This is a genomic window from Aurantibacter aestuarii (assembly GCF_003008425.1).
Taxonomy (GTDB): Bacteria; Bacteroidota; Bacteroidia; order Flavobacteriales; family Flavobacteriaceae; genus Aurantibacter; species Aurantibacter aestuarii.
Genome location: NZ_PXOQ01000007.1, coordinates 971,871 through 984,690, shown reverse-complemented (window position 1 = coordinate 984,690; position 12,820 = coordinate 971,871). Strand labels below are relative to the sequence as shown.

Annotated in this window: 11 protein-coding genes and 2 tRNA genes; 2 read left to right on the top strand and 11 right to left on the bottom strand. The window is 32.6% G+C overall.

Annotated elements, in window-relative coordinates; translation table 11 throughout:
* The first annotated feature begins 27 nt into the window (after positions 1-27).
* Positions 28-642 (top strand): hypothetical protein, encoded by a 615-nt coding sequence (locus C7H52_RS13415; RefSeq protein WP_221405030.1) that lies wholly within the window; start codon positions 28-30, stop codon positions 640-642.
* On the opposite strand, the gene C7H52_RS05535 is transcribed toward C7H52_RS13415, so the two are convergent.
* From C7H52_RS05535 to mutS, 4 genes are all read right to left on the bottom strand, one after another.
* On the bottom strand, positions 632-1,471 hold the full coding sequence (locus C7H52_RS05535; RefSeq protein ID WP_106462879.1) for an alpha/beta hydrolase family protein: 840 nt from the start codon (positions 1,469-1,471) through the stop codon (positions 632-634). The two genes, C7H52_RS13415 and C7H52_RS05535, sit on opposite strands and share 11 nt — an antisense overlap.
* A gap of 220 nt (positions 1,472-1,691) precedes the next feature.
* Positions 1,692-1,776, bottom strand: a tRNA-Leu gene (locus C7H52_RS05530).
* A gap of 29 nt (positions 1,777-1,805) precedes the next feature.
* Positions 1,806-1,877: transfer RNA gene (locus C7H52_RS05525), tRNA-Gly, on the bottom strand.
* An 84-nt stretch (positions 1,878-1,961) separates the two neighbouring features.
* A complete protein-coding gene (mutS, locus tag C7H52_RS05520; protein ID WP_106462878.1) occupies positions 1,962-4,577 on the bottom strand; it encodes a DNA mismatch repair protein MutS in 2,616 nt (871 codons plus the stop codon).
* 149 nt (positions 4,578-4,726) lie between these two features.
* Between mutS and C7H52_RS05515 the strand changes: the two genes are divergently transcribed.
* On the top strand, positions 4,727-5,260 hold the full coding sequence (locus C7H52_RS05515; RefSeq protein WP_106462877.1) for an RNA methyltransferase: 534 nt from the start codon (positions 4,727-4,729) through the stop codon (positions 5,258-5,260).
* A 5-nt stretch (positions 5,261-5,265) separates the two neighbouring features.
* On the opposite strand, the gene murI is transcribed toward C7H52_RS05515, so the two are convergent.
* The 7 genes from murI to C7H52_RS05480 all read right to left on the bottom strand — a co-directional run bounded on the left by murI (position 5,266) and on the right by C7H52_RS05480 (position 12,808).
* A complete protein-coding gene (murI, locus tag C7H52_RS05510; protein WP_106462876.1) occupies positions 5,266-6,045 on the bottom strand; it encodes a glutamate racemase in 780 nt (259 codons plus the stop codon).
* A gap of 68 nt (positions 6,046-6,113) precedes the next feature.
* Positions 6,114-6,623 (bottom strand): OmpH family outer membrane protein, encoded by a 510-nt coding sequence (locus C7H52_RS05505; protein ID WP_106462875.1) that lies wholly within the window; start codon positions 6,621-6,623, stop codon positions 6,114-6,116.
* Between the two features lie 33 nt (positions 6,624-6,656).
* A complete protein-coding gene (locus tag C7H52_RS05500; protein ID WP_106462874.1) occupies positions 6,657-7,640 on the bottom strand; it encodes an OmpH family outer membrane protein in 984 nt (327 codons plus the stop codon).
* Between the two features lie 153 nt (positions 7,641-7,793).
* Positions 7,794-10,394 (bottom strand): outer membrane protein assembly factor BamA, encoded by a 2,601-nt coding sequence (gene bamA / locus C7H52_RS05495; RefSeq protein ID WP_245918546.1) that lies wholly within the window; start codon positions 10,392-10,394, stop codon positions 7,794-7,796.
* 10 nt (positions 10,395-10,404) lie between these two features.
* Positions 10,405-11,145, bottom strand: coding sequence for an isoprenyl transferase (locus C7H52_RS05490; RefSeq protein WP_106462872.1), 741 nt, complete (start codon positions 11,143-11,145; stop codon positions 10,405-10,407).
* Positions 11,146-11,838 carry a type IX secretion system protein PorG gene (gene porG, locus C7H52_RS05485; RefSeq protein ID WP_106462871.1) on the bottom strand — a complete coding sequence of 231 codons (693 nt, stop codon included), beginning with the start codon at positions 11,836-11,838 and terminating at the stop codon, positions 11,146-11,148.
* A 100-nt stretch (positions 11,839-11,938) separates the two neighbouring features.
* Entirely contained in the window at positions 11,939-12,808 is an 870-nt protein-coding gene (locus C7H52_RS05480; protein ID WP_106462870.1) for an NAD kinase, read from the bottom strand.
* Positions 12,809-12,820: the final 12 nt, after the last annotated feature.

Here is a 12,820-nt window from a genome sequence, read left to right as displayed (position 1 = left end):
CTTTCCTCTCGATAAGTCCTCGCAAATTTGCTATCTTCGGTTTACGGCGGAAAATCTTCGCGGATTTTCACGCAACGAAACCATAGCCAAAACAGTTGTACTGCATTTAAGCAAAGTATTCAAAAAAAAATGATGAAAGAAATTATCGAGAAAGCACTTTTGAAAGAATCAACCGAATTCAATGGATCAATATCTGAATTGAAAGAACAAATTCGTTTTAAAAAAGAAAGAAAATTTAATCTCGATTGGATTTCGGAAAATGAATTTAAAGCTTTATCTAAATTCTCATTGGGAACTTTAATTATAGATGGATTTCATGGAGCAGCCGATGGAATTAAAGCATACGGAAAACTGACTGAATTAAATAACAGAAAAACCAAAATTGAATTAAGAACTAAATTACGAATTGAATTGTATATCGTATCTATTATTCCAATTCTCACGATAACGGTCGCTTACCTAACAGGAAAAGAAATTCCAATATGGAGTATTTTATTATTTCCATTTATTGTTTTATGGTTTTGGTTCATATACAGATTACAAGAAAAGTCGCTTTTTGGAAAAATAAAAAAGTATATGTCAACTGAATTAAAAAACGCAGTACAACAACAAAATATAAGCAATAAAACTTTTAATTTATAAACTCAATAGAAGCTTCTACAACTTGGTTTAAAACTTCTGGAAGCATATCTTCTTCCCAAGGATGACTTGAGCCAAACACATGGTTAGAATCCTTTAGAGCTAATAATTTGCTGTCGGGATTCCATTCGTGTAAGTTTAAAGCCTCTTCATATAAAACCGATAAGTCGTCTTTAGCGTGAATTATTAAATGTGGTATTTTTAATAATTTTACAGCTCTTTCAATATCTAAACGTGTTTCATTAGCTTTAAAATCTTCATAAAACTGGTAATAATGAGGCATTTCTTGCTTAGTCCTGCCATTTAAAACCGTTTTAACTCCCGTTTTTCGCCATATTTCAATCTCATCTTCCGAACCAAATCGACTTTTAAAATCTGATACAGATGCCCAAGTTATTAACTTACTAATTCTAGAATCTTCACTAGCTTTTAACGTTGCTATACCTCCACCTCTGGAATGACCAATAAGAATGATTTGACCTAAATCTATTTCTTGGGAAAATTCATTTTTATCACTTAAAACAAAACCAATCATATCGTTTAAATCTTCAAGCTCTTTGCTATAATTATTATGTCCAAAAGCTTCTAGGTCTGGAAAATCTATAGGCTGTTTAACAGTGCCTCCATTATGAGAGAAATTAAATTTTAAGAACACGCAGTTGGCTTTCATAAAAGTTTCAGCCACCAAATGCCATGCACCCCAGTCTTTAAACCCTTTATAGCCATGACAAAACAAAACCAATGGTCTCTTCTGTTTATTGTCATTATAAAACACATCATAAACGATAGGTTTTTTATGATGCCTGTTTAATACTTGGTTTTTAAGAATCATAGTTTAAAAATACAGAAATAAACTATAGTAAACTATTGAAAGAAATTTATATAAGCTGACAAAAGTCATCTTTCATAGTAGATACCTGATTTAACTTTGCCATATTTAATTAAAAATCAACTCTCACTTTAACAACAAAATTTAGGATAATACGAGCTTGATTTAACAATTCATTATAAAACAAAAAAGCCTTGCTAATCTATTGATTAACAAGGCTTTGTACTGAAGACGGGACTTGAACCCGTACGTCCTAAACGGACATTGGATTTTAAGTCCAACGTGTCTACCAATTCCACCACTTCAGCATTGGAATTTATTTTTAAGAAAGTCTCAGAGCGAAAGACGGGATTTGAACCCGCGACCCTCACCTTGGCAAGGTGATGCTCTACCCCTGAGCTACTTTCGCAGTTTTAAATGAACGTGCAACTTAGTGTTGCGAGTGCAAATTTAAACTATTTATTAAATCTGCAAAGCCTTTTTTAAAAAAAAATTACACTTTTTTTGTGCTAGTAAGCATTCGCTTAATCACATCTAATTTCATTAAGGCTTCAACTGGCGTTAAGGTGTTGATATCTAGCGACGTAATTTCTTCTTTGACTTTTTCAAGTAAAGGATCGTCTAAATTAAAAAAGCTTAATTGCAAATCGTCATCTTTAAGAGATGCCATTTTATCGGTAAGTTCTTCGCTGGAATGAGACTTCTCTAGTTTTTTTAAAATTTTGTTTGCACGTTGTATTACTATTTGAGGCATTCCTGCCATTTTAGCCACATGAATTCCAAAACTATGCTCACTGCCACCTTCTACTAATTTTCTTAGAAAAAGCACGTTATTTTTAATTTCTTTAACCGAAACATTAAAGTTCTTTATTCTTTTAAAGGTTTCCGTCATCTCATTTAACTCATGGTAATGCGTTGCAAATAGAGTCTTTGGACGTTGTGGATGTTCATGTAAATACTCACTTATCGCCCAAGCTATTGAAATACCATCATAAGTACTAGTACCTCTTCCTATTTCATCCAAAAGCACCAAACTGCGTTTACTTATATTATTTAAAATAGAGGCGGTTTCATTCATTTCTACCATAAAGGTCGATTCTCCCATAGAGATATTATCGCTTGCGCCTACTCTTGTAAATATTTTATCTACCACACCAATATGAGCCGCTTTTGCAGGAACAAAACATCCTATTTGTGCTAATAGCACGATTAATGCAGTTTGCCTTAAAATAGCCGATTTTCCAGACATATTTGGCCCAGTAATCATGATAAATTGTTGGGTTTCTGTATCTAAAGACACACTATTTGTAATATAAGGTTCGTCTATAGGTAGTTGTTTTTCAATTACCGGATGACGTCCATCTTCTATCTCCAGAGCATAGGAGTCATTTATTTCGGGTAAGACATAATTGTTTTCAGTAGCTAACTGAGCAAAACCACAAAGCACATCTATTTTTGCAATTAAATAGGCGTTTTGTTGTACAGCTTTAATATATTGATTCATCCAAAGGACTAGATCTAAAAACAAACGCTGTTCTATTTCGGAAATGCGTTCTTCAGCTCCTAAAATTTTAGATTCGTATTCTTTTAATTCTTCAGTAATGTATCGCTCTGCATTAACTAAAGTTTGTTTCCTAATCCATTCTGCCGGAACTTTATCTTTATGCGTATTACGGACTTCAATATAATAACCAAAGACATTATTGGAAGCAATTTTAAGTGATGTAATTCCAGTTCGCTCGCTTTCTCTAACCAGCATCTGGTCTAAATAATTTTTACCTGATTTCGATAAATCCCGAAGCTCATCCAATTCTTCCGAAAATCCTTCAGCTATGGTTTGTCCTTTTAAAATATTTACCGGAGCTTCTTCAGCTATAGTTTCTTTAATTTTTTCTCTTAGTAAATCGCATGCCTGAAGATGTTCGCCTATCACTTTTAACGCTTCATTTTTAGATTGACTCGCAAGTGATTTAATAGGAATAATGGCTTCTAATGAATTTTTAAGTTGAACCACTTCACGCGGACACACTTTTTGAGTCGCTATTTTAGAAATTAAACGCTCTAAATCTCCAATCTGTTTAATTTGTGTTTGAAGCTGCTGTAAATGCGATGTTTCATTTTTCAAATGAGACACCACATCATGACGTTGTCTAATTTTAGAAATATCCTTTAAAGGCAAGGCTAACAAACGTTTTAATAAACGTCCGCCCATAGGCGAGATGGTTTTATCTATTACATTTAAAAGCGTTACCGCATTATTATTTGTTGAATGATATAGCTCAAGATTTCTAATGGTAAAACGATCCATCCAAACATAATCATCTTCAGCAATTCGTGCTATGGAAGAAATATGCTGTAATTTATGATGTTGTGTTTCGGCTAAATAATGTAAAATAGAACCCGATGCAATAATACCTTCATCTAAGTCTTCTATCCCAAAACCTTTAAGAGATTTTGTTTCAAAATGTTTTAATAGTGTTTCATTGGCATAATCGGTTTTAAAAACCCAATCTTCCAGATTAAATGTATGATAATCTTTACCAAACACCTCATTAAATTGTTGTCGCTTTTGTTTAGCTACAATAACCTCACTGGGATTAAAATTTTGCAATAATTTATCGATATAATCCTCGTTTCCTTGTGACGTTAAAAATTCACCAGTCGAAATATCTAAAAAAGATACACCAATAGTTAATTTGCCAAAATATAGTGCACAAAGAAAATTATTACTTTTAGAGTGAAGCACCTCATCATTTAAAGCCACACCTGGTGTAACTAACTCTGTAACTCCACGCTTTACAATATTTTTTGTCTGCTTAGGATCTTCCAGCTGATCACAAATTGCTACACGTTCTCCAGCTTTAACCAGTTTTGGTAAATAGGTATTTAAAGAATGGTGTGGGAATCCCGCTAATTCAATCTCACTTTCGCTACCCGCGCCTCTTTTAGTTAAAATAATACCTAAAATTCCTGCTGTTTTTATGGCGTCTTCTCCAAAAGTCTCATAAAAATCGCCCACACGAAATAATAACAAAGCGTCTGGATATTTTGCTTTTATAGCATTATACTGCTTCATTAAAGGCGTTTCTTTTTTCGTTTTCTTTGCCAAGCTGTTAAGTATTATATGTTATTTTTGTAACTAATTGCATACCGCAAGTTAATTAATATTTAAACTTATAAACAAGGAATTTTATTGAAGTTATAGTGATTTATTCACAACTTTAATCTCTTTTTTATAAATGATTTGAAAGTCTTTCCATGAGAAAATTAAAAAATAGCGAATTAGAACGCTTAAGTGTTAAAGAATTTAAAGACGTTAAAAAAACACCTATAATAATTATTTTAGATAATATTAGAAGTTTAAATAATATTGGCTCTGTTTTTAGAACCAGCGATGCTTTTTTAATTGAAAAAATTTATTTGTGCGGTATAACCGCTCAACCTCCGCATAAGGATATTACCAAAACCGCATTAGGTAGTACAGATGCTGTTGATTGGGAATATGTTGAAGATACACTTACTTTAATTAAAGACTTACAAGCCAAGAAAGTGAAAATTTGTAGTATAGAACAAGCGGAACAGGCAGTTATGTTAGATGACTTTAAAGTGGAAACTAACACCACTTACGCTCTGGTTTTTGGTAATGAGGTTAAAGGTGTGCAACAAACAGTGGTAAGCCAAAGTGATGTTGTTATTGAAATCCCTCAGTTTGGCACCAAACACTCCTTAAACATCTCGGTAAGTTGTGGGGTTGTAATTTGGGATTTTTTCTCTAAGCTAAAACAGCATTAATTTTATTAAAAGTTTAAAAAATCAACTTGTTGATGCTGTGGCAATACACTTTTTAAGACATCTAATGACCCGTTGGTATAAAATTGATGATAAACATTCTGGTCATTCTCGCAAAGTAAACCATGAGAGTTTAAAACTACACTGGTTTGTTTAGCTACTGCTTTACCGGAATCTATAATTTTTACAGATTTTGGCAGTAATTGTTTTAATTGTGGAATTAAGTATGGATAATGTGTGCAACCCAACACCAAATAATCAATATTAGCTTTAAGCATAGGTTTTAAATACTTTTGAAGCAATCTGGTCATCTCTGTTGAGTTAAGCTTACCCGACTCTATTAAATCTACAAGACCTTCTCCTATTTGCTCCACCCGAAAAACATCACTACAATACAGTTTAGAAGTTTGCATAAATAACTCGCTACTAAACGTCCCTTTAGTTGCCAAAATCCCTATAGCCCGAGTTTTTGTTTTAAGGCTTGCGGGTTTTATGGCCGGTTCTATACCTATAAAAGGCACTTTATATTTTTCCCTTAAAATACTTATAGCATTGGTTGTTGCAGTGTTACAAGCCACCACAATGAGTTTACAATTGTGCTCAAGTAATAATTCTGTATTAATAATTGAGCGCTCAATAATCCACTCACGTCCTTTTGGACCATAAGGCGCATTGGCACTATCTGCTAAATAAATAGTAGACTCATTAGGAAGTAATTTATTTACAGCTTTGTAAATAGACGTACCTCCAATTCCAGAATCGAATAGACCAATAGGGTTTTCTTTCATAAGTGTTATAAAACAAAAAGCTGACTAAAAATAGTCAGCTTTTTTTAAATTATAAAGTAATCACAGGATTAAAATCCTAATTCTTTTTGAACGTCTTTTAAAAGATCTTTTCCTTCAGCCATAATAACGCCTCCACCTTGAGAAGAATCTAATACATAATTAAATCCTTGTGCTTTAGCTACCTTTAAAATAGCAGCTTTAGCTTTCTCTGTAATTGGCTTTAACAACTCACCTTCTTTTTTCTGTAATTCTTGTTGTGCGTTTGCTTGATACTGTTGTATCTTCTGTTGCATTGTTTGAACCTCTACAGAACGTGTCTGGTTTTCTTCATCTGTCTTAGTTGGAGCTTCTTTTTCGTACTGCTCTATTTTCTTTTTGTATTCATTTACCATGCCCTGAATTTCTTTCTCATAATTTTTCCCAATTTCTTCAATTTGAGCCTGAGCAGTTTTCATATCTGGCATACTAGTCACTAAGTCTGTAGTATTAATATGTGCAATTTTAGATTGTGCTATTGACAAAGTGGTTGCAGACATAAATAATATCGCTGCGATAAATAAAGTTTTAAAGTGTTTCATTTTAGATTATTTTAATTTTTATTGTTTTAATAATTAGTTAGGATCCTCATCCTCGTTTGATTCTTGCTCTTCGCGAGCTTTTTTTAATTCTTCTTCTCTTAATCGTCTTTTTTCATCTAAAGCTTCCTGACGTTTGATTCTATCTGCTTCTCGAGCCTGACGTTTTTCTTCTAAAATTTCTTCTCTTGTTTTTGGTTCTTCAGAAGCTTTTTCTTCATCTTCATTATCATTAGACTCGCTGTCTACTTTATTTCTTGCCGCTTCACGCTCTTTTAATTGCTCTTCCCGTTCTTTACGTTTCGCTTCAATTTGAGCCTCACGTTCTGCCTTTAAAGCTTCACGTTTAGCTGCATAAATTGAATCTCGCTTTGCCTTCTTTTCGTCTAAAATTCTTTGACGTTCTTGTTGAGATTCCGATACTTCTTCCTCTACAATATCTTCCTTTTCAGCCTCCAAACGTTCTTTTCTGTCTGTAGCTTGCTTTCTTTTTGAAGCTCTTGTAATGGTTCTTAAAACAGCATCGCTAATATCATATTTTTCAGCAGAATACAACATCACGACATCTGCAGATTTATCGAATACAAAATCGTAATTTCTTGTTTCTGCTAAATCCTGTACCGCCTGAAATATCTGGTCTTGAACTGGCTGCATTAATTGCTTTCTCTGGATAACTAAATCGCCATCCGGTCCAAAACGTTTTTGCTGATATTCTATTATTTCTTTTTCTTCAAAAGATAAATCTTCTAATCGCTCTTCATAAAGTTCTTTTGTTAAAAGAGCTTTTTCATTATTCAGCGCTTCTCGACGTTGTTTAATATCATTTAATTTAGCGTCTACTTCAATTTTCCACTTTTGTACTTTAGTTGCTAATTGGCTTGTAGCTTGCTGATATTCTGGCACATTTTTCAAAATGTATTCCGTATCTATATAAGCAATCTTTGCACCTGCACGCTGACTAAAAGTATTTTGCAGTGAAAAAAAGGCAAAACATATTAAAAAAAGAACTTTCAATTTCATCTTTTTACAATTTAAAATTTAAATGAATCATACCTGATTATTTTCAAAATAACGAATTTTAATTTTAAAAATTATAAACTCTTAGATAAAATGACATTATGCATAAAGAAAATACCGTGCCAAAATTAAAATTAGTAGTTGTATTTTATTTAATTAGAATTGTTGACCAATAATAAAGTGCGTTTCCCAACCATTTTTAATTTGCTGTCCAGGTAGAGGATCGAATCCATGTCCAAAATCGATTCCTAATAATCCAAATGCAGGCATGAAAATTCTAACACCTAATCCTGCAGATCGTTTTAATTGAAACGGATTGAAGTTTTTAAAATCATTAACAGCAGAACCAGCTTCAAGGAAACTTAACATATATATCTTAGCACTTTGTTTAAGTGTTATTGGATAACGTAATTCTAAAGAAAATTTATTGTAAATAGTTCCTCCATCTTGAGATACCACACCTAAATCATCTACTGGCTGTATAGACTGGTTAGGATAACCTCTTAATGCAATAGCTTCTCTTCCATCAAGGCTAAAACTACCTAAACCATCACCACCAACAAAAAATCTTTCAAACGGTATAACACCACGATCTTGATTATATGCCCCTAAAAACCCAAATTCTAAGCTAGGTTTTAAAACAAATTTACCTATGGTTGGTGTGTACCAATCTGCCTTAAATTTAATTTTATAAAATTCCAACCATTTAAAACGCTCTTGGTCAATTTCACTAATTCTCTCGGATGCTGCAGTACGCTCTGCTGTAGTATTATTTGTGTTACTTATAATATCTACATTTGTTTCTCTCTCGTCAGCTAAACTCTCATAATCCACACCATTAAAAGCAGAGTAAGGTAATGACAATTTTGCTGTCACAGAAAAATTTGATCCTCCTACAGGAAATATAGGATCATTAAAAGTACTGTTTCGGCTTAAACCTATCGTGTAAGCTAAGTTATTAGAGTAACCATTCCCGAAAGTAAACAATCCTGTATTATAATTTTTTAAATTATAATGCTGAAAACTAATCGCCTGAGATAATGTAAAGTAATCATCAGGAACAGATAATCGTTTCGCTAAACCAAAAGTTATTCCTGTAATATTAAAACGTCTATCCTTATCAGCACTCCTAGATACAGGATCGTAAAGAAACTGTTGCGTTTGAGATAATGAAGTAGAAAACTGTACTGGTTTTTTCCCTCCTAACCATGGTTCTGTAAAAGAAAAACTATAAGTCCTAAAAAAACGACTAGCTTGTAAACGTAATGCTAATTTCTGACCATCACCAGTTGGTAACGGCTGATAGGCTTCTTTTTTAAAGATATCTTTTAAGGAAAAGTTATTAAAAGATAATCCTAGAGTTCCTATAAAACCTCCACCACCATAACCTCCTTGAAGTTCTATTTGACTTGAACCTGCTTCCACAACAGCATACTCAATATCAATTTTACCTTCCTCTGGGTTTGGATTTTTAAAGTTTGGAGAAAGCTGTTCTGCATCAAAAAATCCTAATTGACTTAGTTCTCTAACCGTTCTTACAACATTCTGTTTACTGTAAAGCTCTCCTGGTCTGGTTCTTAACTCTCTGTAAATAACATGGTCGTTTGTACGATCATTTCCTACTACTGAAACTTTGTCAAAATAAACTGGTTTTCCTTCAGAAATTCGGATTTCTAAATCAATTACCTGACCGTTAGCGTTAATTTCAACAGGATTTACAGATGAGAATAAATACCCGTTATTTTGATATAAGTTGGTAATGTCTTGTGCATCTGGTTTTGTATTATCTGATATACGTTTTTGTAACTCGATACCATTATAAACATCACCTTTTTCAACTCCTAAATAGCGTCTTAAAAATTCATCTGAATAAACTGTATTTCCAACAAAAGTGATTTCACCAAAATAATATTTTTCTCCTTCTTCAACTTTAATTTTTAAGTCTACACGATCTTCACTTTTAACAATTAAGGTGTCTGAAATAATTCTAGCGTCCCTATAACCGTTTTCTTTATACTTATCTACAACACTTACTAAATCCGCTTTATAATCTTCTTTTATATATTTTGAACGTTTGTAAACCCTTAATGGATTTACTTTTTTTGTATTTTTCATTGCTTTACGAAGTTTTTTATCTTTTAAAACTTCGTTACCTTCAAATTCTATAGAAGATACTTTAACTTTACTTCCTTTATCTATTCCTACAAACATATTTACACGAGACTTATTAATAGAATCGCTAGTTACAGGTGTAGTTGTTATTTTAACTTTGGCTGCTAGGTATCCATCCTTTTTGTATTTATTTTGAAGATAGTTTCTGGTAGTAGTTATCAAGTTTTCGGTAACTTTAACCCCTTGCTTTAAATTATTTTCTTTTATAATTGTTTCTTTTTTGCTTTTTCTTACTCCATTTATAACGACTTCATTTAATTCTGGAAGATCCGAAAGACGGATTTCTAAATAAGCTAAATTGCCTTCTGTACGTAGTAAATAAACTTCTATATCCGAAAACAAATTAGATTTCCACAATTTGGTTATAGCGTCACTAATTTCTTCTCCTGGAATTTTAACTTCCGAGCCTTTACGTAACCCTGAATAAGTAATAATGGTTTGTTCGCTAAATGTGGTATTACCATTTACAGTAATTTCTGCTATGGTATATTTTTTACTGTTGGCGTAGTCTAATTCCTGAGCAATAATTAACGGACTCGTTAATGTGATAAGTAATACTAAAATGTATTTTAAAATATGTTTCAATGGTAATAATTTAGCTAAGTTGTTCACTTGTTTTCCCGAACCTACGTTCTCTTTTTTGATAATCTATAATGGCTTTTAATAAATGCTCCTGTGTAAAATCTGGCCACAGGACATCTTCAAAACACAATTCTGCATAGGCAATTTGCCATAGTAAAAAATTGCTAATACGTTGCTCACCACTTGTTCTAATAAGCAGGTCTACATCTGGTAAGTTTCGCGTGTAAAGATGCTCATTTATAGTTGATTCATCTATTTTTTCACATGAAATTATATTATTTTTAACTTTATCGCTTATTTCTTTAACGGCATTAATTAACTCTTCTCTAGAGCCATAACTTAAAGCCAAAGAAAGCTTCATTCGAGTATTTTGTGCTGTTTTTCCTATAACATCTAAAAGTTCCTTATGCACTTTTTTTGGTAATGCGTTTAAATTCCCAATAGCATTAAGCTGTATGTTATTATCCTGAAGTGTGTTGATTTCTTTTTTTAGAGACGACACTAAAAGCTTCATTAAAGAGTCTACTTCCAGTTTTGGACGATTCCAATTTTCAGTTGAAAATGCATATAGTGTAAGATGATCTACACCTAACTTAGCACAAGTCTCTACAGTTTCCCTAACCGATTTCGTTCCATTTTCGTGTCCTACTACTCGTAGTAATCCTTTATTTTTTGCCCAGCGCCCATTACCATCCATAATAATGGCAATATGTTTGGGCAAACGGTCTTTATGTATCTGTTCTAATAAATTCATTTAAAAATTACAGTAACAAGGATTTCGGCCAAAGGTATAAGATAAAGTAATACCAGTAAACATATACCAATCATTATTATTAATATTTCCAAAACTTAAATCGGGTATATTTTCTTTAGTATCTGGAACACTACCATCTAATTCATCTGAAAACGTATATCGGGCGCCAATTTCAAAAGCTAAAATAAGATTATCTGTAAGGGTAGTTTTATAACCTACAACAGCAGGTATACCCCAGGCTTGGCTTTTTGTGTTCTCTGGTGTATACACACCTCTGGAATCAAAAAAATAGTTATCATGAAATGCCACGGTAACTCCTGTATACAAGTATGGAGTCGATTTATTTCCAGGTCTGTGTAAGTCAAAATCGAAAAATGTAAATTCCATCCCTAAGGACAATTCTAAAATATCGTTTGTAAATTCGTAGCCACGTAGTTTTCTACTTGGATCGTCTGAGTCATTATCTATTCCTTCTAATTCTGTAAATAATGCTGAAAAACGAAAGGAATGTCTAGGACTTCTATTCCATTTGTAAACACCTCCAAATGCTGTGTTTTTTGGAGCGATATAACGTGTAGAACCAACATCTCCAATAAAATTACTTCCGCCAACCATTACGCCAAATTCATGAATTTGGCTATAACTCCACTGAGTAATTATTAAGGCACTAATAAGTAGGAAAAAACGATTCATATTATTTTTAAGGGTTGCAAATATAATAAATAAGAATTGCCTATAACAATAGGATTTAAATAGTTACCATAAAAACTAAAATCCAGACTTATTATTGTAGTTAATTGCGTTTATCTTCTCCCCAAAGTAATTTTTTACGAAGTGTTTGTAAAAAACTCTCATGATTAAGCTCTATCATCTTAATTTTAAAAGGCGCTTTTCTAATAGTTATTTCGGTGTTATTTTTCAGTGTAGCAATTCGGGAATCTAATGAAACTAAATAGTTTTTCTCGCGACCACTTACTTTCAAAGTAATTTCGGTATCGTCCTTTATAACTAGTGGTCTTGCACTTAAGTTATGTGGCGCTATAGGTGTTAAAATTAAACTGGATGTGTTTGGAGTAATTACCGGACCACCACAACTAAGTGAATATCCTGTGGAACCCGTAGGTGTTGATACAATTAATCCATCACTCCAATAAGAAGTTAAATATTCGCCATTCAACTTGGTTTCTACTGTAATCATAGAAGTGGTGTCCTTTCGACTAACTGCAATTTCATTTAAAGCAAAATTAAGAGACCCAATTCCTTTTGTAGCTTCTGTAGACAAAATTTCTAATAGACTTCGCTCAGAAATATTATAATCCTTGTTTAAAATAGCTTCTATAGCATCTTGAATTTCATTGGTTTGAATCGTCGCTAAAAAACCTAATCTACCTGTGTTTACTCCTATTAATGGAATATCTAAATTTCTTAAAAAGGTTACTGCTCTTAAAATAGTTCCATCACCGCCAACACTTATTAACAAATCGTAAGAGTTATCGAGCTCTGTAAACGTCTCTAGTTCTAGAAAAGAGTTTCTATTGATCTTAGTGTAAAACTCTTCTTCAATATAAACCTTAAACGCCTTTTTGTTTAAAACCTCTAAGAGTTTCACAAAAGAATCTAAAGATTTATTTTTTTGAAACTGACTGTATATGGCGATTTTCATGATAAGTAAATT